General features: G+C 64.2%; 25 protein-coding genes. 7 read left to right on the plus strand and 18 right to left on the minus strand.

Annotated features, from left to right (window positions below; translation table 11 throughout):
• Nucleotides 1-36: 36 nt before the first annotated feature.
• The 3 genes from I6F31_RS06835 to tolQ are packed head-to-tail and all read right to left on the minus strand — an operon-like array spanning nucleotide 37 to nucleotide 2,213.
• Nucleotides 37-996, minus strand: coding sequence for a protein TolA (locus I6F31_RS06835; protein ID WP_081494442.1), 960 nt, complete (start codon nucleotides 994-996; stop codon nucleotides 37-39).
• A 4-nt stretch (nucleotides 997-1,000) separates the two neighbouring features.
• A complete protein-coding gene (gene tolR / locus I6F31_RS06840; RefSeq protein WP_036021864.1) occupies nucleotides 1,001-1,453 on the minus strand; it encodes a protein TolR in 453 nt (150 codons plus the stop codon).
• Between the two features lie 43 nt (nucleotides 1,454-1,496).
• Entirely contained in the window at nucleotides 1,497-2,213 is a 717-nt protein-coding gene (tolQ, locus tag I6F31_RS06845) for a protein TolQ (protein WP_008546343.1), read from the minus strand.
• Nucleotides 2,214-2,635: 422 nt separating this feature from the next.
• On the opposite strand from tolQ, the gene I6F31_RS06850 reads away from it, so the two are divergent.
• Nucleotides 2,636-3,154, plus strand: a complete 519-nt coding sequence (locus tag I6F31_RS06850; RefSeq protein ID WP_225185182.1) for a DUF2231 domain-containing protein — start codon at nucleotides 2,636-2,638, stop codon at nucleotides 3,152-3,154.
• A 7-nt stretch (nucleotides 3,155-3,161) separates the two neighbouring features.
• On the opposite strand, the gene I6F31_RS06855 is transcribed toward I6F31_RS06850, so the two are convergent.
• Complete coding sequence (locus I6F31_RS06855; protein WP_036021861.1) at nucleotides 3,162-3,932, minus strand: DapH/DapD/GlmU-related protein; 771 nt, start codon at nucleotides 3,930-3,932, stop codon at nucleotides 3,162-3,164.
• A 255-nt stretch (nucleotides 3,933-4,187) separates the two neighbouring features.
• Between I6F31_RS06855 and I6F31_RS06860 the strand changes: the two genes are divergently transcribed.
• On the plus strand, nucleotides 4,188-5,351 hold the full coding sequence (locus I6F31_RS06860; RefSeq protein WP_225141155.1) for a fatty acid desaturase: 1,164 nt from the start codon (nucleotides 4,188-4,190) through the stop codon (nucleotides 5,349-5,351).
• Nucleotides 5,352-5,384: 33 nt separating this feature from the next.
• Here I6F31_RS06860 and I6F31_RS36495 read toward each other — a convergent pair whose 3' ends face one another.
• The 6 genes from I6F31_RS36495 to I6F31_RS06885 form a co-directional block, all read right to left on the minus strand.
• Nucleotides 5,385-5,519, minus strand: coding sequence for a hypothetical protein (locus I6F31_RS36495; protein ID WP_276326279.1), 135 nt, complete (start codon nucleotides 5,517-5,519; stop codon nucleotides 5,385-5,387).
• Nucleotides 5,516-5,773 (minus strand): hypothetical protein, encoded by a 258-nt coding sequence (locus I6F31_RS06865; protein WP_057028074.1) that lies wholly within the window; start codon nucleotides 5,771-5,773, stop codon nucleotides 5,516-5,518. Before I6F31_RS06865 ends, I6F31_RS36495 begins: the two co-directional genes overlap by 4 nt.
• 254 nt (nucleotides 5,774-6,027) lie before the next feature.
• On the minus strand, nucleotides 6,028-6,519 hold the full coding sequence (locus I6F31_RS06870; protein ID WP_036041312.1) for a DUF2852 domain-containing protein: 492 nt from the start codon (nucleotides 6,517-6,519) through the stop codon (nucleotides 6,028-6,030).
• Between the two features lie 121 nt (nucleotides 6,520-6,640).
• Entirely contained in the window at nucleotides 6,641-7,381 is a 741-nt protein-coding gene (locus I6F31_RS06875) for a TetR/AcrR family transcriptional regulator (protein WP_225149241.1), read from the minus strand.
• A gap of 212 nt (nucleotides 7,382-7,593) precedes the next feature.
• The gene (locus I6F31_RS06880) at nucleotides 7,594-7,959 is read right to left on the minus strand and encodes a YciI family protein (protein ID WP_036021849.1); all 366 of its coding nucleotides are present in this window, start codon (nucleotides 7,957-7,959) and stop codon (nucleotides 7,594-7,596) included.
• A gap of 48 nt (nucleotides 7,960-8,007) precedes the next feature.
• Nucleotides 8,008-8,412, minus strand: a complete 405-nt coding sequence (locus I6F31_RS06885; RefSeq protein WP_035998515.1) for a YciI family protein — start codon at nucleotides 8,410-8,412, stop codon at nucleotides 8,008-8,010.
• 264 nt (nucleotides 8,413-8,676) lie between these two features.
• On the opposite strand from I6F31_RS06885, the gene I6F31_RS06890 reads away from it, so the two are divergent.
• From I6F31_RS06890 to I6F31_RS06900, 3 genes are all read left to right on the plus strand, one after another.
• The gene (locus I6F31_RS06890) at nucleotides 8,677-9,465 is read left to right on the plus strand and encodes an SDR family oxidoreductase (protein WP_225139266.1); all 789 of its coding nucleotides are present in this window, start codon (nucleotides 8,677-8,679) and stop codon (nucleotides 9,463-9,465) included.
• Between the two features lie 126 nt (nucleotides 9,466-9,591).
• Complete coding sequence (locus tag I6F31_RS06895; RefSeq protein WP_225185183.1) at nucleotides 9,592-10,029, plus strand: hypothetical protein; 438 nt, start codon at nucleotides 9,592-9,594, stop codon at nucleotides 10,027-10,029.
• Between the two features lie 395 nt (nucleotides 10,030-10,424).
• The gene (locus I6F31_RS06900) at nucleotides 10,425-10,775 is read left to right on the plus strand and encodes a hypothetical protein (RefSeq protein ID WP_036041329.1); all 351 of its coding nucleotides are present in this window, start codon (nucleotides 10,425-10,427) and stop codon (nucleotides 10,773-10,775) included.
• Between the two features lie 197 nt (nucleotides 10,776-10,972).
• Here the strand turns inward: I6F31_RS06900 and I6F31_RS06905 are convergent, their stop codons facing one another.
• The 4 genes from I6F31_RS06905 to I6F31_RS06920 form a co-directional block, all read right to left on the minus strand.
• Nucleotides 10,973-11,386: a VOC family protein gene (locus tag I6F31_RS06905; RefSeq protein WP_035998505.1), complete on the minus strand. Its 414-nt coding sequence runs from the start codon at nucleotides 11,384-11,386 to the stop codon at nucleotides 10,973-10,975.
• A 30-nt stretch (nucleotides 11,387-11,416) separates the two neighbouring features.
• The gene (gene kdpF, locus I6F31_RS06910) at nucleotides 11,417-11,956 is read right to left on the minus strand and encodes a K(+)-transporting ATPase subunit F (RefSeq protein WP_035998503.1); all 540 of its coding nucleotides are present in this window, start codon (nucleotides 11,954-11,956) and stop codon (nucleotides 11,417-11,419) included.
• A gap of 118 nt (nucleotides 11,957-12,074) precedes the next feature.
• On the minus strand, nucleotides 12,075-13,361 hold the full coding sequence (locus tag I6F31_RS06915) for an RNA polymerase sigma factor (protein WP_035998501.1): 1,287 nt from the start codon (nucleotides 13,359-13,361) through the stop codon (nucleotides 12,075-12,077).
• Nucleotides 13,358-13,726 (minus strand): YciI family protein, encoded by a 369-nt coding sequence (locus I6F31_RS06920; protein ID WP_035998498.1) that lies wholly within the window; start codon nucleotides 13,724-13,726, stop codon nucleotides 13,358-13,360. Before I6F31_RS06920 ends, I6F31_RS06915 begins: the two co-directional genes overlap by 4 nt.
• A 140-nt stretch (nucleotides 13,727-13,866) precedes the next feature.
• Here I6F31_RS06920 and I6F31_RS06925 point away from each other — a divergent pair, with 140 nt between their 5' ends.
• Entirely contained in the window at nucleotides 13,867-14,832 is a 966-nt protein-coding gene (locus tag I6F31_RS06925) for a glyoxylate/hydroxypyruvate reductase A (RefSeq protein ID WP_225185184.1), read from the plus strand.
• Nucleotides 14,833-14,847: 15 nt separating this feature from the next.
• On the opposite strand, the gene I6F31_RS06930 is transcribed toward I6F31_RS06925, so the two are convergent.
• Entirely contained in the window at nucleotides 14,848-15,528 is a 681-nt protein-coding gene (locus I6F31_RS06930; protein ID WP_225185185.1) for a TetR/AcrR family transcriptional regulator, read from the minus strand.
• Between the two features lie 106 nt (nucleotides 15,529-15,634).
• On the opposite strand from I6F31_RS06930, the gene I6F31_RS06935 reads away from it, so the two are divergent.
• A complete protein-coding gene (locus tag I6F31_RS06935; RefSeq protein ID WP_036021833.1) occupies nucleotides 15,635-16,279 on the plus strand; it encodes a glutathione binding-like protein in 645 nt (214 codons plus the stop codon).
• Between the two features lie 36 nt (nucleotides 16,280-16,315).
• Here I6F31_RS06935 and I6F31_RS06940 read toward each other — a convergent pair whose 3' ends face one another.
• From I6F31_RS06940 to I6F31_RS06950, 3 genes are all read right to left on the minus strand, one after another.
• On the minus strand, nucleotides 16,316-17,083 hold the full coding sequence (locus I6F31_RS06940) for a transporter substrate-binding domain-containing protein (RefSeq protein ID WP_035998489.1): 768 nt from the start codon (nucleotides 17,081-17,083) through the stop codon (nucleotides 16,316-16,318).
• A gap of 17 nt (nucleotides 17,084-17,100) precedes the next feature.
• Complete coding sequence (locus I6F31_RS06945) at nucleotides 17,101-17,379, minus strand: cytochrome c (protein ID WP_225185186.1); 279 nt, start codon at nucleotides 17,377-17,379, stop codon at nucleotides 17,101-17,103.
• Between the two features lie 150 nt (nucleotides 17,380-17,529).
• Nucleotides 17,530-19,248, minus strand: coding sequence for a PQQ-binding-like beta-propeller repeat protein (locus I6F31_RS06950; protein WP_035998486.1), 1,719 nt, complete (start codon nucleotides 19,246-19,248; stop codon nucleotides 17,530-17,532).
• Nucleotides 19,249-19,510: the final 262 nt, after the last annotated feature.

A 19,510-nucleotide genomic window follows, 5' to 3' on the forward strand; every position in this document is an offset into this window, starting at 1 on the left:
TCGAATGTCATTCATCGCAAAATTCTTTTGTTCGGATCACAACATATCCTTCAGGCCGAAGCGCATCGGAATGGTTTTCCAAGTGTCATACTGCTGCTTCGGCAGGAACGAATAGACTTGACACTGGACGATGGCACGCTTGCCACTCTCCGCCACGGCCTGAGCGATCGACCTGGACGGCCCACGCGCTGCAACGACAACCGGCTCGGATGCCAGTGTTCCATCGATCTTCATAAAAATATCGATGTCGACTTCGTATTGGTCGGCATCCTGCCCGTTGTAGGTGGGCGTGAAGCAGCGCCTGACCGCCGACATGAACGCGCCCTGCCAGGTCGCAACATTGTTGGCGGCCGTCCCGGTTGCTGCTCCCAGCGACGCTGATGCATTCAACGCCGAGCCGGTCTGCTCGTGCCGGGTCGCGGCGCGCTTGTCGAGGTCGCGCTGGATCTGCGCGGGGTCGAAGGTGCGCTCCTTGGGCTTGGGCTGCTGCTGCGGCTGCACCGCCGCGACCTTCTGCTCCACGGGCTTGGGCGGCGGCTTCTTGGCCTCCATCTTCTTCTGCAGCTCGGCGATCGGATCTTCCTTGGCCGGATCAGGCTTCTTTTCCTGCGGCTTCGGCTCTTCCTTCGGCTTGGCCTCCGCCACGGGCTTCGGCGGCTCCGGCTTCTTCTCCACCGGCTTCTCGACCGGCTTCGGCGGCGGCTCCGGCTGGGAGTTGGTCTTGATCAGCTCTTTCTTCTCGGTGACCTTGCCGACGGCGTCTTCCTCGGGCTTGGGCTCCGCGATCTTCTCGACCTTCGGCTTCGGCTCTTCCTTCTTGCCGGTCTTCTGCCCCGCCATCATCTTGGCGAGCTGATCGGAGGAGATGATGTCGATCGGAAGCGATTCCTGCGTAGCGATGTAGGCCTTGCTGCTGAAGGTGACGAGCCCCCATCCCAGCACGAGGACATGCAGGGCAATCGACGCAACGAGTGTCTTGTCGACGTTCACCTTCACGGCCTCAAGACCCCTGATCCGCTTCCGTGACGAGCGCCAGCTTCTTGAATCCGGCGCCCGAGAGCTGGCCCATCACCTTGGCCACGGTGCCGTAATCCGCCTTCTTGTCGGCGCGCAGATAGATGCGTTCCTCGAGGCCGCCGCGCGCATCGGTGATCGCCTTCAGCTTCGGGATCAGCTCGTTCAGCGCAATCTCGGTGTCGTTGATGAACACCTTGCCCTTGATGTCGACCGACATCTGGATCGGCTTCTGGTCGTTGTTTTCGAGGCTCTTGGCACTGGTCTGGGGCAGGTCGAGCGGGACGCCGACCGTCAACATCGGTGCCGACACCATGAAGATGATGAGCAGCACCAGCATGACGTCGACCATCGGCGTGACGTTGATCTCGGCCACGACCGGCTTCCGCCGGCCGCGGCGCCCGCCGCCGCCGGACGAACTCGCAACGTTCATGGCCATGATCGCGTGCCCAGATTGCCCTTCACACTATACATGCCGTCCGTCAGCCCCGCTCGTCGATCTGACGAGACAGAATGGCTGAAAATTCATCAGCAAAGCCCTCGAGCCGCTGGGCCTGCCGGTTCACCTCGGAGGTGAACTTATTGTAGAAAATAGTGGCAGGAATGGCGGCGATAAGGCCGACGGCGGTCGCAAACAGCGCCTCGGCGATACCGGGGGCGACCACCGCCAGAGAGGTATTTTTCGAGGCCGCGATCGACTGGAAGCTCGACATGATGCCCCAGACCGTGCCGAACAGGCCGACGAAGGGGCCGGCGGAGCCGACGGTCGCCAGCACCAGAAGGCGCCGTTCCAGCCGCTCGACCTCGCGCGCAATCGAGACGTTCATCACCTTGTCGATGCGCATCTGAAGCCCTGCGACCGAGCGGGCATGGCTCTCGAACGAGCGCTTCCACTCGCGCATCGCCGCCACGAAGCAGGCCGCCATGGAATGCGTCGGCTTGGCCGACAGCGTGCGATAGAGCTCCTCGATCGACTCGCCGGACCAGAACGCCTGCTCGAACCGGTCCATCGAGCGGCGGGTGCGCGCGTAGAGAAAGATCTTGTCGATAGCGATCGCCCAGACCCAGACCGAGCAGGCCAGAAGCCCCAGCATCACCGCTTTCACGATCCAGTGAGCCTGCCAGAACAGCGCGATCAGCGACACGTCGGCGGAGGCAGCAACCGGAAGGGCTGACTGAGCCAATTCGGCCGGATTCATAAGCAGTATCCTCTCAAGGCGATCGTTACCTAATGTCCTTCGGCCAGCAAATCGCGGCCGGTGTTCCCCAACAGCCGCGCTGGACCCGCGCGGCGGGCAAGCCCGCTCAAAGCCTTGTCTTTCTGGGGTGCAGGGCTCGTCCAAAGGCTCGTCAAAAGCCGGCCGCCTGCATTCCCCGCCAAGATGTCAAAACTAAGGGGCCTCGACCCCAGGCCTTGACGTCGGGCTCCGGGCACGCCTGTCCGCACATACCAGAGCCCGCCGATGGTTAATGCGGGGTTACCGGCGGCGCATTTGGCTGCAGGAAAGACAGTCCGTGCAGGGGGATGGACCTCGGATCCCGTGTTCCAGACGCACCGGCCGGAGGAACCTGCTCTCGTGCCAAAAATTGTCCGGAAAATCACTCTCAGCGAGGTCCTGCCATGTCCATCAACCCCAAGACGACCGCCGCGATCGGCGATCACCCGCTCCACCCCATGCTGATTCCGTTCCCCGTCGCGTTCCTGGTCGGCGCTCCCATCGCCGATCTGGCCTTCATCGGAACCGGCGACGGTTTTTGGGCACGCGCCGCGATGTGGCTGATCGGCGCCGGCATCGTCATGGCGCTGGTTGCCGCCGCAGCCGGCTTCACCGATTTCGTCAGTGAGCCACGCATCCGCCGCCTGAACGATGCCTGGTACCACATGGTCGGCAATCTCGCGGCGGTGGTGCTGGCCCTGGTCAATTTCTATCTCCGCTACGCCCAAGGCGCGGAGGCGGCGATCAAGCCCTGGGGCGTCGTGCTGTCCCTGGTCGTGGTCGGCATCCTTCTGTTCACGGGATGGAAGGGCTGGGAAATGGTCTATCGCCACCACGTCGCGGTGCTGGATGCGCCGGGCCAGACCAGCTCGGAGCCGGTCAACCCGCATCATGGCGGCGAAAGCCACCGCCGCGCCGCCTGAGCGACAGTCAAGCGGACGAAGCGGCCGCAAGGCAATTGGTGAGCCGCGCGGGATTGCCGATTGCGGTGCAGCCGCCAGGCACGTCACCGGTCACGACAGTCCCGGCGCCGATCTTGGCGAAGTCGCCGATCTCGATGTCGCCGAGGATGGTCGCGCCGGAGCCGATGAACACGCCGCGACCGATGCGAGGCGAGCGCATCGGCAGGTCGCCATGGCGTCCGATGCTGACATTCTGAAGGATGGTGACCTCGTCGCCGATGACGACATTGGCACCGATCACGATGCCGGTGGCATGGTCGAGATAAACCGACGAGCCGAGGCTCGCGGCCGGATGAATGCTGACCTGCAGGACGTTCGAAGCCTCGTTCTGCAACAGCAGCGCCGCATCACGATGGTCATGACGCCATAGCCAGTGCGAGACGCGCCAGGACTGCAGCGCGACATAGCCCTTGAAGTGCAGCAGCGGCGGCAACAATCCGGCGATGGCGGGATCACGGAGCACGATGGCGCGCAGGTCGCGGCCGGCCGCTTCGACCAGATCCGGTTGGCCGCGAAAGGCATCGCGGGAAAACGTCGTGAAGCGCTCGCGATCGGCGGCGCTGCCGCCCAGCCGACGCCCGATCAGATCGGCCAAGGCAGCGGTAAAATCGTCATGGGCAAGGATGGCATCGGCGACAGCCTTGCCGAAGACGGGATCCGCCGCTGCGGTGCGCCGCGCCTCGCCGCGTATCTCCTGCCAGAGGATGTCGCTCGCCACGATCGCAGTCTCCGTCCGCATTGCCGCCTGCGGTGTTTTGACGCTTGCTTCTCGCTGTCGAATATAGGACGCAGGCCGCCTGCGCGCCAATTGGCGTCGGCAACACGCGCGGCCACCTGTGCGCCATGCTCCCCGTAAGACTACGGGCTTGCTTGCCAGAGAGCTGCGGCCAGCCTTCGGCCGAAGCCCGCGGTGGCATCCGCGGGTTTTGGTACCCGCCGGACGTCAAGCTGCCGGCCAGTTCCGAATCCACGTCATCCGAGGTCACGCTCAAATATGCCGCTCAACGCCCCCGCCGACGACCAGCACAACGACATCATGTATCCATCCGCCCTGCCGTTCCTGCTGGTCCATCTCGGCTGCCTTGCGGCAATCTGGTCGGGCGTCACCTGGCAGGCGGTCGCGATCTGCGTCTCACTCTATTGCTTGCGGATGTTCGCGATCGGAGCCGGCTACCATCGCTATTTCTCGCATCGGGCGTTTGCGACCAGCCGGGTGTTTCAGTTCATCCTGGCCTGCCTTGCGCAAAGCAGCGCCCAGAAGAGCGTGTTGTGGTGGGCGGCCAAGCATCGCCACCATCACCTGCATTCCGACACTGAAAACGACGTGCATTCACCGCGTCACCGCGGCTTCCTCTATAGCCATCTCGGCTGGATCTTTTACCGGCAGCACGACGCAACCGACCTCGTGAAGGTCGGCGATCTCGCCGCCTATCCCGAGCTGATGTGGCTGCATCGGCTGGAGCTGCTGCCGGCCTTCGTGCTGGCAGGGCTCTGCTTCCTGGTTGCAGGATGGTCGGGTCTGGTGGTCGGCTTCCTCTGGAGCACGGTGCTGGTCTATCACGCGACCTTCTGCATCAATTCGCTTGCCCATGTGCACGGGCGCAAGCGCTACGTGACCGGCGATGATTCCCGTAACAACTGGCTGCTGGCATTGTTCACGCTCGGTGAAGGGTGGCACAACAATCACCACGCCTATCAGAGCAGCGTGCGACAGGGCTTTCGCTGGTGGGAAGTCGACGTGACCTACTACATCCTGACGCTGCTGTCGTGGATCGGCGTCGTCTGGAACATGAAGGCGCCGCCCGAACAGGTGCTGCGCAACGAGCAGCCGCTCGGCGCGCGGGTCATCCAGCGGGCGGCCCGCCAGCTCGCCGGACGGTTCGATGCGCAGACCCTGGCGCATGCGATTTCGTCGGCACGCCGCCGGGCCGATCTCGCCCAGTTGCAGCTGCCGTCGCTGCACGACATTCTCAATCGCGCGCACGAAGGTGTCGACGCGCTGACGCATCTGCATCTGCCGAAGATCCCGACACGCGAGGAGTTTCTCGCGGAGGCCAAGGCGATGTTCGCGCGAACGCGATCGCTCAACGAGATCGTCGACCACGCCTACGAATACTTCCTGGCCTCGGTGCACGCGCAACTCGCCACGGCGCGCTGAAACTCCACGCCATGCGACACCGGCCGGCAGCGGTCATGTTGCCGGGGCGCGTCCATCGCGGGCGCGGCCGGGGTCAGCCTGCTTGCGGAGGCTGAGCGCATAGAACCAGCCGCCTGCGGCGATCAGCACGGGCAGGACGAAAAGCGCGAAATCGCGGAGCAGGATCATGGGACGATACTTCCCTTCGCGAACGACACCGCGCGGCTGAGTGCGTACGATGCGCCCCAATATAGATAGGCGCTAAGAAACAACCGCCAGGACTCACCGAGCTGCCACTCCGGGTAGAGCTGAACTTCCGTGGGCCATCCATTGAGGAACGCGATCGCCACCGGGACGACCGGGCCGAAGCGCTCGAACAACACGGCCGCGCGCTCGAACAATGCGAGGCGCTGGCTGATTTGTTTGCGTTCAATATTGGTCATGATCGTGCCCGTCGGCGCCGCGGAGGCGCAGTCAAGGCTTGGTCGGTGCTCGCGCGGTCCGGGTTCTATCGATCCTGCACATCTGCGTGATGGGCCTCGCAAAGCCCTCGCAGGCGCTTCGCATCGCCAGGACGACCATCGAAGTGTGACATAAGCCAAACCGCCCGCCTGCGGGTTGCGCAGACGGGCGGCTCGGGGCCATCAGGACTTTGGGGGCATGCGCCTGAAGGCTTTGAGAGGTGCAATTCTTCGGATCAGCCCTGCTGCTGATCGGTCGGCGGCGGGGTCGGACGCGTCTTGTGCTGCGCCATGAACTGGTCGAACTCTTCCTTGTCCTTGGCGTGACGCAGGCGGTCGAGGAAGTTCTTGAACTCGACCTGCTCTTCCTCGAGCCGGCGCAGCGTCTCACTGCGATACTCGTCGAAGGCGCGGTTGCCGGAGGACGGCGGGCCGAAGCCAAAACCGAAGCCGCGGCGCTCCATGCGGTCGCGCATGCGATCCATCTTGTACTGCATCTTTTCCATCTTGTTCTGCCAGCGATCCTGATTGCTCCAGCACGACATTCTTCTGCTCCCGAGTGTGAAAAAGAGAAGGGCAAGTCCGATCGGCCACCAGATGATGAAGCCGAGAATGGTCACGGCGATCCAGCCGGGATGCCAGGGCGTGTCCAGCATGCGGGGGCGCTCGTAATATTGCTGTTGGTTCGACGGGCCGCGCCAGCGATTGACATCAGCGGTGTAGGCCATTTCCCTTCTCCATCACGGCACCAGCGCCGTTGTGAATGTAAATAACATTTACATAGCTAGACCATCCCGCGATTTTGTCAAGCTGGCAGCACGACACGGCCGCGTGATTATTATCGCAATCTTATTTCGGCTTGCCCCAGGGGCTGCCGGGCGGCAGGCTCGAACCGGAGGGAGCCTCCGGCGGCACCGGCGGCGGCTCGGCGCCCCTGGCCGGAGGACGGCGGTCGATCGGGAAACCGAGGCCGCGCAGATAGATCAGCACCTCGGCCTCCAGCAGCTCGTCCGGCGACATCGGCAGCTTGCGTCGCGCAGCATCGCCGCGGGAAAACAGCGAGGCCACGCCATGCGACATCGACCAGATGTGCAGCGCCATCATCATCGCCGGCGGGCGGGGTGTGCCGGGCGGCGTCAGTGCGGCGAGCCGCTCGGCTGCGGCTCGAATGATGTTGAAGGCGCGTTCGCTGGCCGCCTGAAGTGCGGGATTGGCATCGACCGGCACGCCCGATTCGAACATCGCGTTGTAGAAGGCCGGCTCCGCGCGGGCAAAGGCGAGATAGGCCTTGCCGACGCGCTCGAAGGCGGTGACGGTGTCGGGCCGCCCGTCGTCCCAGGCCGCCGACAGGCGCGCCTCGAACTGCTCGAAACCGCGCTGGGCGATCGAGGACAGCAGCTCGTCACGGTCGCGGAAATGCCGGTAGGGCGCCGCCGCACTGACTCCGGCCATGCGCGCGGCATCGGCGAAGGTGAAGCCGGCCGCCCCCTTCTCGGCGATCAGCCCGAGGGCCGCCTGCAACAGGGCTTCCTTTAGATTGCCGTGGTGATAGCCGCGCTCGGCGCGGCGCTGCTCCTTGCGCCAGCTCATGTGAACGAGCTTTACATGAGCCGGGCTTCAAGGTCACTAGCGGGAATCGCTCGTGATTAACCCGTATTCTCCGCAGTCATTCCGGGCGGCTCATAGAGCCGATCTATGGTGCGCGCTTGCGCACCTGAGAATGTCGAGATTCCGGGTTCGGTCCTGCGGACCGCCCCGGAATGACGGCCCACTTGGCCGCCCGGATACCTATTCGTTCAGGGCTACATCTCCGGAATCGGCAGCACGGGCATGACTTCGATCGCCTCGCCCGGGAAGATCGCAAAATGCGGATGGTTCTCGAACAGCTTTGCAGCGTCCTCCTGCGAGGCGGCACGCACCACCGTGAAACCGGTCAGCGCGTTGCTGACCTCGGTGATTCCGCTCCCGTCGATCCTGCGGGTCTTGCCGAGCGGGCCCCCCATCTCGACGATCACGGATTTGTGCTTCTCGACCCAGCCGTGCCAGGCGGCCATGCCCTCCTGCTCCTTCGCCTTCCGCTCGGCCTCGGGCAGCGCGCGCCACGCCGCCATTTTCGATCCGCTCGTGCTGCCGAGATAGACGGCGAGAAATTTGTGTTCGGTGCTCATGGGTTTTCTCCTCAGGGTTGATTGGGAATCGCGCAGCCGCCGTCTCGTCTACGTCTTCAGGTCGCCAAACCCGGCGACGATCTCTTGCACTTCGGGCGAGTAATCGGCCATCTCCTGCACCTGGCGGACCTCGATGATCTCGTTGGCTGAAGCGGGACATTTCTTGGCCCAGGCGATCGCCTCGGCGCGCGAGGCGACCTCGATCATCCAATAGCCGCCCAGGACTTCCTTGGCTTCCGCGAAGGGCCCGTCGGTGACGATGGGCTGGCCGGTCGCAAACGAGACGCGTGCCCCGGTCGACGGCGGGTGCAGCCCATCGAGCGTGATCAGCACGCCTGCGTCCTTCAGCGCCTCGTTGTAGCGCATCATCGCGGCGACGCGCTCGGGATCGAGCTGCAGCTCCGGCGGCGCGTTCTCGTAGCCGAGCGGGATCATCAGCATCATGAATCGCATGGGAGTTCCTTGCTGCTCTCAGTCGCTCCGATATGTCCTGCGGGCGGAAACGGCTGGCCCGCGCTCCCCTCCAAGACGAACGGCCTTCTGCCGGGCCGACAGCGGGACAGAAATTATTTAGAGGCCGCAGCGCAGCCGCGGCTGGCGCATTCTGGGCCACATTGGGCTCGATCGGCTCGGCGAGGCCTTTCATGCCGGAACGAAAGCGCAGTAAAAGGAACCGGCGCTTCGCGCGCTGCTCCCGGACACAGGACAGATCAGCCAATGCCGCAAGCCCCGCAAAAAGTCGCCCTCGTCACCGGTGCCGCCCGCGGCATCGGGCTTGCGACCGCGAAGAAATTCTTGGCCGAGGGCTGGCGCGTGGCCCTGCTCGACATCGAGCACGAACTGCTCGGCCGCGCGGTCGCGGACATCGGCCAGAGCGAGGCGACGCTGGCGCTGACCTGCGATGTCGCCGACGCGGCCGCAGTCAGCACCGCAATGACGACGATCGAGCGGCGGTTCGGCCGGCTGGACGCGCTGGTCAACAATGCCGGCATCGCGGTGTTCGCGCCGCTGATGGAGACGTCGGGTGCCGACTGGCGCCGCGTGCTCGAGGTCAACCTCACCGGACCGTTCCTCTGCACCAAGGCCGCGGTGCCCCTGATGCGCGACGGTGGTGGCGGCGCCATCGTCAACATCACCTCGATCTCAGCCGTGCGCGCTTCGACACTGCGCTCGGCCTACGGCACCAGCAAAGCAGGCCTTGCACACCTTACCAAGCAGCTCGCGGTCGAGCTCGCCTCCCTCAACATCCGCGTCAACGCGGTCGCACCGGGGCCGGTCGACACCGCGATGGCGAAGCAGGTGCACACCAAGGAGATCCGCGCCGACTATCACGACGCCATTCCGCTCAACCGCTACGGCCTGGAAGAGGAACTCGCGGAAGCGATCTATTTCCTGTGCTCGGGCCGCGCGAGCTACATCACCGGCCAAATTTTGGCCGTGGACGGCGGCTTCGATGCGGCGGGCATCGGCCTGCCGACGCTGCGCGGGCAAAGGCGCAACGGGTAGGAACAAGATTTCGTAGGGTGGGCAAAGGCGCAACGCGCCGTGCCCACCATCGATCCCAAATTTGCGGTGCGGATGGTGGGCACGCTACGCTTTGCCCACCCTCGAAAGCGAGTTGGTGGAGAGTTCATGCAACGCATCGCCTTCCTCAAAGCTCTGATGCTTGCATCCGCGCTGCTCGCCGCCGCGCCCGCAGCGGCCGAGATCCGCATCATCCAGTCCCCGGGCGGACAGGTCGGGCCGTTCCTCGATCTGTTCGAAAAGGTCCGCGACAGTGGCGAGCGCGTGGTGATCGACGGCCCCTGCCTGTCCGCCTGCACGCTGGTGCTGAGCATCGTGCCGGGCGAGCGCATCTGCGTCACCAAGCGCGCCGTGCTCGGCTTCCATGCCGCACGCTCGGTTGACCGGCGCGGCCGCTTCTATGCCGAGCCGGAAGCATCGGTCGCGGTGCTTGCCGCCTATCCCGGTCCGGTGCGCGACTGGATCAGCCGACGTGGCGGTCTGACCTCGCGGTTGCTGCTGTTGAAGGGGCGCGATCTCGCCGCGATCTATCCGCGTTGCCGCTGATACAGCCGGCAGCCGCCACCGCTTTCAAAACAGCGTCTGGATCACTGGCGCCAGCTTCGCGCTGGCGCAAATGAGCATTCCCCAAAGAGCAAAGTTGATCTGTAGCGCCGCCGCCATCGGTCGCTCCCCTTGCAAGTGACGTCCATCCCAGTTTGTAGCTTTTATGACTCACCAATAACGATTCTGACGTGCAGAGCACAGCCCAATCTTGCGCCAATTGTTGTGCGATGCAGCTCGCTTCACGAAGCGGCCTCACTGCGTCCGCAAAGTGATGCGAAAGCACGACTCATATTCGGCCATGCCGGCAAGTTTGTTTTGCCTTGAGTTCCATTGAACCGACGATGCGCGTGTCTCACGCAGATTCTGCGCGCCGATTGTGGAGGCAAAAGCCCGGCATGATTCGACACGGCTTGATCGTGCTCACTTTTTGCACAGCGCTGATCGGATGCGCAGAGGCGCCAGCGCAGGAACGCCGCGCCATTGCATGGGATGGCCTCGGCAAGGATCCGAACCGTCCGCATGTGGCCAAGCGGCGCGTCACGACCGGCGCGCCGGCTGCAAGTGATCCCAATCAGGAGCGCGAAAAAGTGCTCGGCACATTGCGCCCCTATTCCGAGGCGTGGTGGGCGGTCCAGGACGAGATACAGGCGGAGAACGACAGGAAGCTGGGCGCCAAGCTCGTGATCTGTCCTCGCTGCGTGGAATCGTCGCCGCCGCCCGAGGACGTCACCGGATCAATCCGGTGAAAGGACAACGGCTGATCGGCGCCTGACGTAACGAAACGTACGTCCCCTCTCCCGCAGCATTGGAGAGAGGGGATCGCAACGTGACGGTCGCGCCCAAAGCGCGATGCGATAGGATAAATCGTCATCGCGCTTTAGGTTGTTGTTTGAGCATGATCTTTTCGGAAAACCGCTTCACACTTTTCCGGATCATGCTCCTATCACATGCCCTCGGCCGGGCAATTCACCATCCAGGGAATGCCGAACTTGTCGACACACATGCCGAAGCCCTTGGCCCAGAACGTCTTGCTGAAGGGCATGGTGACGCTGCCGCCGTCGGCAAGCGCGTTGAACTTGCGCTCACCATCCGCGGGGTCCTTGACCGTAAGCGAGATTGCAAAGCCCTGCGGCTTCTGGAAATGCTCGGCCGGCGAGTCGGAGGCCATCAATACCGTGCCGTCCGGCAGTGACATCCGCGCATGCATGATCATCTTCTCGCGCCCGGGCGTAGCCGGCACCTCCGGCGGCGCATCCGATGCGCGCATCATCGCGTCGATCTTGCCGCCGAGAACCTTGGCGTAATAGTTGAACGCTGCTTCGCAATTGTCCTGGTAGAACAGATAGGGATTGAGCATCGTTTCTCTCCTCTTCGTTTGCAGTGAGGCTTATTGCTTCTCGGTGAGCTTCTTCAGGCCGGCGAGGCCGGTCTCGAAATCCTTGCCGATCATGCTGTCCATGTTGAAGAACACCTGCATCAGCTTGGACAGGAACGGGGCCGGACCGTACATTACCCATGTGACGAGTGTGGCATCGCCTTGCGGCACAAAGGTGAACTCGGCGGTGTTGTGGCCTTCGAACGGCCGCTCGAAATCAAGCTTGATCCGGAGCTTGGAGGGCCCGTTCGCCTCCAGGATCTCCATATGGCCGGCGCCGACCTTGTTGTTGCCCTCCCAGGCATAGGTCGCACCCTTCCCTGCCGCGGTTCCGCCGAACGTCCGCTTCATGGCGGGATCGCGGGTCTCATACGGCGACCAGGCGGTCCAGCGATGGAAATCGGCAACCAGCGGATAGATCGCAGCGGCCGGTGCCTTGACGGCGAGCGAGCGTTCCACACGGAACGTGTCGGGTTTCGTCAGGGCGAAGACGAGGACCGCGGCAAGGCCGGCGGCGAGAACGATGGCGATGACGGCAATGGCTTTCAGCATGGATGGCTCTCCGTGGATACGGAGCCTAGGACGAACGGGGGAGGCCCCGGCCCGACAATGGGACAGAAATTCTTTGGCGCACTGCGCACCCCACGTCATGGCGTGGAAACAGACGGGCCTACTTCGCCTTGGCGCTTTCCTTTGCCTTCGGCTGGCTGTCCCGGATCAGGCGATCGAGATGCATGCGGATGTGGGCGGCTTCGGCCGAGGTGTTGGCGAGCGCGATGGCGCGATCGAAGGCGATTCGGGCTTCGTCGTTGCGGCCGAGCTGCATCAGGAAGGCGCCGCGCACGCCGTAGAAATGGAAATAATTGGCGAGCTTCGGCGCCAGCGGCTCGATCAGCTCGAGCGCGGCCTGCGGCCCGCGCACCTTGGAGACCGCGACCGCCCGGTTGAGCGTCACCACCGGCGAGGGCTGCACCACTTCGAGCGCGCCGTAGAGCAGGTCGATCTCCGTCCAGTCGGTCTCCTCCGGCGTCGCCGCGCGCGCATGCAGGGCGGCGATCGCGGCCTGGATCTGGTAGGGCCCGCTGCGGCGGTGGCGCATCGCCTTGTCGATCAGCGCGAGGCCCTCCGCGATCATGGTGCCGTTCCACAAGGAACGATCCTGATCATCCAGCAGGATCAGTGACCCGTCCGCGGCAAAGCGCGCCGCGCTGCGCGCGTGCTGCAACAGGATCAGCGCGGTCAGGCCCATGATCTCCGGCTCGCTCGGAAACAGCCGCAGCAGCAGCCGCGCCAGCCGGATCGCCTCCTCGCACAGCGGCTTCCTGATCTCCGCGGTGTCACCGCTCGCCGAATAGCCTTCATTGAAGATCAGGTAGATCATCGCCGCGACGCCGGCGAGCCGTTCAGAGCGCTCGACCGCGCCCGGCGCCTCGAACGGCGTCCCGGCCTCGGCCACCTTTGCCTTGGCGCGCGTGATGCGCTGCTCCATCGCCGCTTCCGAGACCAGGAACGCGCGGGCGATCTGCTTCACCGTGAGGCCCGAGACGATGCGCAGCGCCAGCGCGATCTGCTGCGTCGCCGGCAGTCCTGGATGGCAGCAGATGAACATCAGCCGCAAGATGTCGTCGCGATAATGCGAGCCGTCGAGCCGCTCGGCCAGCTCGCCTTCGGCGTCGTCGAGATCGGAGATCGCCTGGTCGTCCTCAGGCAGCGGCTGCTGCCTGCGCGCGCGTCGCACTTCGTCGATCGCGACGTTGCGGCCGACCATGATCAGCCAGGCCGCGGGATCGCGCGGCGGCCCATTCTGCGGCCAGGTCTTGAGCGCGCGCAGGCAGGCGTTCTGAAACGCCTCCTCGGCGGTGTCGAGATCGCGGAAATAGCGCAACAGCGCGCCGACCGCCTGCGGTCGCGCCGAAGTCAGCGCAGTCTCGATCCAGGCGGTATCGGCCTCGCTCACGTCAGGTTTCCTCCGGGCCGGAACACGCCGACGGGACGCACCTCATAGGCGCCGCCGGGATTGGCGGCACCCAGCTCGCGTGCGACGTCGAGCGCGTCGTCGAGATTCTTGCAGTCGACGATGTAGAAGCCGAGCAGCTGCTCCTTGGTCTCGGCATAGGGGCCGTCGAGCACCAGCGGCGGATCCTCCTTGCGCAGCGTCGCCGCCGCGGTCGTCGGCAACAGCCGCGCCACCGGCCCGAGCCGACCCTGCCTGGTGAGCTTCTCCTGCACCACGGTGAGCTTCTTCATCACGGCCTCGTCCTGCTCCTTGCTCCAGGAGCCGACGAAATCCTCATCGTGATAGCAAAGAATGGCGTAAAGCATGGGCAGCACTTCCCTCGTCTGTTCTGAAGACGCGCCAATATGCCCCGCGCCGACAGCGCTGCGGAAAAAATTTGCAAGAAAAATCCGGCAGATCGTGCCAAGGAGGGCCTTCTCGAGCGGAACCCGAAGAGGCACTTCGAATGACCATTGGTACCCTGGCCGTCCTGATCAACAGCACGCAACAGAACTGGCTGCCGGAGCGGTGGAAGGCCCGTTTCGACGCGGTCTGCGGCAACCGCCGCGTGGTGCTGCTGCCGGACGCCGGGCTCGATCCGGCGGAGGTGCATTATGCGGCGGTGTGGAAGCCGGTGCCCGGCGATCTCGGTGCGTTCCCCAATCTGCGGGCGATCTTCAACCTTGGCGCCGGCGTTGACGCGCTGATGGCGGACAAGAGCCTGCCCGAAGTGCCGCTGGTGCGCGTCGCCGTGCCCGATCTCACCAATCGCATGACCGAATATGTCGTGCTGCACGTTCTGATGCATCACCGCCAGGAGCTTTACCTGCGGCAATCGCAGCGCGAGAAGCGCTGGGAGCCCAGATATCAGTGGCCGGCGAGCGCGATCACGGTCGGCGTCATGGGGCTGGGCACGCTCGGCGCCGATGCGGCCGACGTGCTGCGGAGGCTCGGCTTCCGCGTCGCCGGCTGGAGCCGCAGCCTGCGCACGATCGAGGGCGTCGAATGCTTCCATGGCGCCGCCGGAATGGACGCGTTCCTGCGCAAGACCGATATCCTGGTCTGCCTGCTGCCGCTGACATCAGACACGCACGGCATCCTCAACCGCGAGGTCTTCGCCAAGCTCAATCGCACCAGCCCGCTCGGCGCGCCGGTGCTGATCAATGCCGGCCGCGGCGGCCTGCAGAACGAGGCCGATATTCTCGCCTGCCTCGACGACGGCACGCTCGGCGCCGCCTCGCTCGACGTCTTCGTGCAGGAGCCGCAGCCGAAGGACAGCCGGTTCTGGACCCACCCCAAGGTGGTGTTGACGCCGCACAATGCCGCCGACACCGACGCGGATGCGATCTCGGCCTATGTCGCCGAGCAGATCGCCCGGTTTGAGGCGGGCGGCGCGCTGGAGAACGTGGTGGATCGAACGCGGGGATATTGAAGCTTCGCTTCCAGCTTATCCTTTGGCGCCGATCATCACGTCGATCGCGCACTTGACGATCGCCTCCAGCTCCTTGCGCGGCACGCGGGCGCGGGAGCGGATGGCGATGGTGTGGATGGTGGCCGATGCGATCTGTGCCAGCGCGAACGGATCGGCGCTCTCCGGCAGCTCGCCTTTCTCCTTGGCGCGGCGGAAGCAACTGGCAAAGGCCTTGTCGAGCCCGGTGAGGCCGTCCAGCACCATGGCGCGGATATCGGGATCGCCGACCGCCTCGGAGGCCGCGGTCACGACCGTGAAGCAACCGCGCGGTCCGGTGTCGCCGGACAGATAGATGTCCAGCGCGGCTGCGTAGATGCGCTCCAGCCGCTGGCGCAGCGGCATCTCCTCGCGGAAGATCGCGACCATCGCCGCGCCCGCCTCGTCGCGATAACGCTGGTAGCTTTTGATGTAGAGCTGGCGCTTGTCGCCGAAGGCGCCGTAGAGGCTCGGCCGATTCATGCCGGTGGCGGCGCTGAGATCGTCGAGCGAGGTGGCCGCGAAACCCTGCTTGCGGAACAGATCGAGCGCCTTGCCGAGCGCGATATCGGGCTCGTAGGCGCGCGGACGGCCGCGGCGCTTAGGCCCACCGCGACGCTCGGACTCGCCGCGACGCTCGGGCTGATTGGCAGCAGCTGGCGGCTTAGATTTTTGTACCATTCCGCAAGTTATTCCTTGACCTCACCCATATTATGCAAGATGGTACAAAAATCAATCTGGCCAGGTTGAGCGACACCCAAAGAGGAATTGCCCAAGGAGGCTACAGATGGATCTCTATTTCTCGCCGCTTGCCTGCTCGATGGCGACACGCGTCGCGCTGTATGAAGCAGGCGCCGAGGCGAACTACCTCGAAGTCGATCCGCCGACCAAGAAGGTCTTGAGCGACGGCTCCGACTTTCGCACCGTGAATCCGATCGGCCTCGTGCCGACGTTGCGCACCGATGAAGGCATGGTGCTGACCGAGAACGCTGCGATCCTGCAATATGTCGCGGACCGTTTCCCGCAAGCCGGCCTCGGCGCGAGCGCCGGCATCGAGCGCACGCGGCTGCATCAATGGCTCTGCTTCATCGGCACCGAGCTGCACAAGGGTCTCTTCATCCCCATGCTCGACCGCAAGGCGCCGCAGGAAGTCAAGGCCTATGCCCTGGAAAAGAACCTGTCGCGGCTCGACTATCTCGACAATTACCTGAAGGGACGCGAGTTCCTGCTCGACCATTTCAGCGTGGCCGATGCCTATCTCGTCACGGTCATCAACTGGACCATGGCGACGCCGCCGATCGAGCTTGCGAAATGGCCGAACCTGAAGGCGTATCACGAACGGCTGCGTCAGCGACCTTCGATTGCCAAGGCGATCGCGGAGGAGTTCGAGCTGTACAAGGCCGAGCTCGCGCGGAAGAAGGCCGCGGCCTGAGGCCGCACGCGAGCTCCGCAATCGCGCAGCAGCGCGCTATCTCGGCGCCTGCAGCGCGATGCCGTAGCGGCGGTAGATCCGGTCGATCGTGCCGTCGCTGCGCAGCCGCTCCACGGCTGCGTCGATGGCTTCGCGCAACGCATCGTCCGGGCGGACCATGCCGACGCCGACATTCCAGTTCAGATCGGCCGTGCTCTCGTCGCGATCGAGGATCCGGAGCGGTTTGTCCGGATGGGTCAGATTGAAATAGCTGGCGGCGGTGGGCGTGACCGCGGCGGCGTCGATCTCGCGGTTCGACACGGCCTCCAGGCTGTCGCTCTCGAAGCCGAAGGTCGATATCGGCACGCGCCGCTGACCGATGATCATGGCTGCGATCGATCCAACCTGCACGCCCACCTTGGTCGATTCGTTGAGGCTGGCGAAGGACGTGAGCGTGCTGGATGACGGCACGGCGAGCGCGACGCCTGTGCGATAATAAGGCTTGGAGATTCTCAGACGGGTTTCGCCTTGCGCTTCGCGATCGGCGATGACGTCCAGGAGAATGTCGCAGCCGGCGCTGCGCATCTGGTACTGCGTGATGATCCAGTCGAGCCGCAGCGAGACACCGAGCTCGCGTGCCAGCACCCGACCGAGTTCGACCTGGAAGCCGGGCGGATCGCCGGTCTTGTGCGCGAAGGGAAGCGAATTGGGATGTGCGCAGAGCCCGATCACGCCGCTGGAGCGGATCGCCTCCAGGGGGCGCGCCGCCGCCTGCCCCGACAGGACGATGGCGGCAGCGACGATGACCGGGGCAAATGTCTTCATTCCACACTCTATGCTAGTCAGCCGTCGCGCGGTTTCAGGGCGCGGATGTACTTGACCATCTGGTCGATCTGGGCGTCGGTGAAGGCGCCGTCAAAGGCCGGCATCGCTCCTTGCTTGCCGAGCTTGATGCGACTGCGGATATAGTCGTCGTCGCGCGGCGAATTCATCAGTTGCGGCCCCTTCCCAGCGGCCCGGCCACCGTCGGAGTGACAGAAGCCGCAAGTCCCCGCAAACACCTGCTCGACCTCGAACGCCGTGTTCTCCGGCGCGGGTGTGGCGGATTGGGCTTGGGCCATCGCAGCCCACAGCAACGAGGCGCCCAGCCCCGCCAAAATCGTCTTGCAAGACAGTCTCAACAGCTACGCTCCATTCCTGAGCCACGCGGCCGCGACATCGATCGAGGAGCGGGCTTGCGCCCGCTCCATGATCAGAACATCTGCGGCAGACTATTTCAGGCTGAAGACGACCAGGGCGCCGTCGTCACGCGGCATGCTCTTGTAGACGCCGCCGAAGTTCGGCGCATATTCGTCCGCCAGCATCCCGCCGAAGCCCGCCGTCACCGCGATATATTGCTTGCCGCCGACGGAGTAGCTGACGATGCCGCCCTGATGGCCGGTGCCGTTGTTGTGCCTCCATAGCTCGGCGCCAGTTTCGGCATCATAGGCGTGCAGCACGCCACGCGAATCAGGCACGAAGACGAGGTTGCCTGCGGTCGACAGCACGCTTCCGAGCGGAGGCTCGGGATAGCGAACCTCCCATTTCTTCGCGCCCGTGATGGGATCGCGCGCGTCGAGATGTCCGTAGATCTCGCCACCCGGAGGAGGCACCATCTTGAAATCGGCACCGATGTTGAGCTGGACCTGCGGCGTGGTGACCGGCGTCGTCTTCTGGATATCCAGCGTCATGCACCATTCCTGTCCGATCTTGTAATAGAGACCGGTCTTGGGGCTGTAGGAGCCGGCGTTCCAGCTGATGCCGCCGCCGATGAACGGACACAGCGGCGGTTCGGTGACCTTGCCGACCGGGAAATCGCGACGGCCGATCAGGGCGCCGGTCTTGGGATCGATGTCCTTGACGAAGTTGATGTTCTCGACCAGGCGCCAGACGTTCTTCACTTTGAGATTGCGGTCGTAGACGAAGACGAAGCCGCCCTTGTTTGGATGGACGACGTATTTCTGGCCGTCACGCTCGAGCATCACGAATTCGCCGACCGAGCTGTCGAAGTCCCAGGCATCGTGCGGCAGTTCCTGATGGTAGAATTTCAGCTTGCCGGTATCGATGTCGAGCCCGATCACCGAGCTCGTATAGAGGTTATCGCCGGGACGCGCCCCCTGGGTCTTGTAGTCCGGACCCGACCAATCGTAGAGCGGCGCCGGATTCGCAGTGCCCCACAGGACAGTGTTGGTCTCGGAATCGTAGGTGCCCGGCATCCAGCCGCCACCACCGCCGGTGCGCCAGGACTCGTTGCCCCAGGTCTTCATCGCCTCTTCGGTGCCTGCGACCGTGAGGAACTCCCACTTCTTCTTTCCGGTTGCGGCATCGAGCGCGAAGATCGGGCCGCGGCCCGGCCATTCGCCGCCTTGCGCGCCGATGATCACGCTGCCCTTGGCGTAGAGCGGCGCGCCGGTGAAGCCGACCGTCAGCTTCTGCGAGTCGATCAGCCTGGTCTCCCAGAGAACCTTTCCGGTCTTGGCGTCCAGCCCGAAGACACGACCGTCCATGGTGCCGACGAAGACCTTGCCTTCGCCGAGAGCGACGCCGCGGTTATAGGGCGAGTGGGTCTGGCGGCTGATCAGCGCTTCATCCAGCTCCGGAAAGAACGACCAGATCACCTCGCCGCTGGCGCCGTTCAGCGCGAAGACCCGGCTGTAAGAGCCCGAATAGTACAGCACGCCGTCGGCGACGAGCGGCATCGACTGCAGGCCGCGCGTCGATCGCCCGGGAATGTGCATCCATGCCACGCCCAGATTGCCGACATTGCTCGTATTGATCTGTGTAAGCGGGCTGTAGTGATGGGATTTGTACGAACCGTGATAGGTGAGCCAATCGTTCTGGCCGGCGGCCTCGATCCGGGCCGTATCCACGGACTGAGCCAATGCCGCCGTCGCTGCAAGTGTCGCAACGACAACGACAGCCAAGGCCGAGCTGAGCCACTGTTTCCTCATTTGCACTTCCTCCCGCTCTTGTGTTTGTTGATTGCGTCTCGTGAATGCGGCTTGCGAGGGGTATTTGCAGTTCAGTGTGCGTCGATCGTCCTCCATCGGACCGAATCGTCAACAGACGTCCCCTCCTCGGCGCATCGCGCTGAGGAGCCACGTTCACCGGAGTGGTTGCTGTTGTACTTCTGCTTGCCGTCACACTGTACGACGGATCACAGGGCCTGCAAATATGGAATGCGCGCCGAAGTCGCTTCGATGCAGGGGGACT

It is taken from the genome of Bradyrhizobium sp. NBAIM01, from assembly GCF_020194115.1.
In the GTDB taxonomy this organism is placed as follows: domain Bacteria; phylum Pseudomonadota; class Alphaproteobacteria; order Rhizobiales; family Xanthobacteraceae; genus Bradyrhizobium; species Bradyrhizobium yuanmingense.

What these genes read in the sequence shown, in the direction of transcription:
- I6F31_RS06930 (WP_225185185.1), bottom strand. Translation starts at nt 15,528, where the DNA reads ATGGTACAAAAATCTAAGCCGCCAGCTGCTGCCAATCAGCCCGAGCGT.
- I6F31_RS06900 (WP_036041329.1), top strand. Translation starts at nt 10,425, where the DNA reads ATGATTCGACACGGCTTGATCGTGCTCACTTTTTGCACAGCGCTGATC.
- I6F31_RS06940 (WP_035998489.1), bottom strand. Translation starts at nt 17,083, where the DNA reads ATGAAGACATTTGCCCCGGTCATCGTCGCTGCCGCCATCGTCCTGTCG.
- I6F31_RS06950 (WP_035998486.1), bottom strand. Translation starts at nt 19,248, where the DNA reads ATGAGGAAACAGTGGCTCAGCTCGGCCTTGGCTGTCGTTGTCGTTGCG.
- I6F31_RS06875 (WP_225149241.1), bottom strand. Translation starts at nt 7,381, where the DNA reads ATGAGCTGGCGCAAGGAGCAGCGCCGCGCCGAGCGCGGCTATCACCAC.
- I6F31_RS06890 (WP_225139266.1), top strand. Translation starts at nt 8,677, where the DNA reads ATGCCGCAAGCCCCGCAAAAAGTCGCCCTCGTCACCGGTGCCGCCCGC.
- I6F31_RS06850 (WP_225185182.1), top strand. Translation starts at nt 2,636, where the DNA reads ATGTCCATCAACCCCAAGACGACCGCCGCGATCGGCGATCACCCGCTC.
- I6F31_RS06860 (WP_225141155.1), top strand. Translation starts at nt 4,188, where the DNA reads ATGCCGCTCAACGCCCCCGCCGACGACCAGCACAACGACATCATGTAT.
- tolR (WP_036021864.1), bottom strand. Translation starts at nt 1,453, where the DNA reads ATGGCCATGAACGTTGCGAGTTCGTCCGGCGGCGGCGGGCGCCGCGGC.
- I6F31_RS06880 (WP_036021849.1), bottom strand. Translation starts at nt 7,959, where the DNA reads ATGAGCACCGAACACAAATTTCTCGCCGTCTATCTCGGCAGCACGAGC.
- I6F31_RS06925 (WP_225185184.1), top strand. Translation starts at nt 13,867, where the DNA reads ATGACCATTGGTACCCTGGCCGTCCTGATCAACAGCACGCAACAGAAC.
- I6F31_RS06905 (WP_035998505.1), bottom strand. Translation starts at nt 11,386, where the DNA reads ATGCTCAATCCCTATCTGTTCTACCAGGACAATTGCGAAGCAGCGTTC.
- I6F31_RS06935 (WP_036021833.1), top strand. Translation starts at nt 15,635, where the DNA reads ATGGATCTCTATTTCTCGCCGCTTGCCTGCTCGATGGCGACACGCGTC.
- I6F31_RS06885 (WP_035998515.1), bottom strand. Translation starts at nt 8,412, where the DNA reads ATGCGATTCATGATGCTGATGATCCCGCTCGGCTACGAGAACGCGCCG.
- I6F31_RS06865 (WP_057028074.1), bottom strand. Translation starts at nt 5,773, where the DNA reads ATGACCAATATTGAACGCAAACAAATCAGCCAGCGCCTCGCATTGTTC.
- kdpF (WP_035998503.1), bottom strand. Translation starts at nt 11,956, where the DNA reads ATGCTGAAAGCCATTGCCGTCATCGCCATCGTTCTCGCCGCCGGCCTT.
- I6F31_RS06855 (WP_036021861.1), bottom strand. Translation starts at nt 3,932, where the DNA reads ATGCGGACGGAGACTGCGATCGTGGCGAGCGACATCCTCTGGCAGGAG.
- I6F31_RS36495 (WP_276326279.1), bottom strand. Translation starts at nt 5,519, where the DNA reads ATGATCCTGCTCCGCGATTTCGCGCTTTTCGTCCTGCCCGTGCTGATC.
- I6F31_RS06945 (WP_225185186.1), bottom strand. Translation starts at nt 17,379, where the DNA reads ATGGCCCAAGCCCAATCCGCCACACCCGCGCCGGAGAACACGGCGTTC.
- tolQ (WP_008546343.1), bottom strand. Translation starts at nt 2,213, where the DNA reads ATGAATCCGGCCGAATTGGCTCAGTCAGCCCTTCCGGTTGCTGCCTCC.
- I6F31_RS06920 (WP_035998498.1), bottom strand. Translation starts at nt 13,726, where the DNA reads ATGCTTTACGCCATTCTTTGCTATCACGATGAGGATTTCGTCGGCTCC.
- I6F31_RS06895 (WP_225185183.1), top strand. Translation starts at nt 9,592, where the DNA reads ATGCAACGCATCGCCTTCCTCAAAGCTCTGATGCTTGCATCCGCGCTG.
- I6F31_RS06870 (WP_036041312.1), bottom strand. Translation starts at nt 6,519, where the DNA reads ATGGCCTACACCGCTGATGTCAATCGCTGGCGCGGCCCGTCGAACCAA.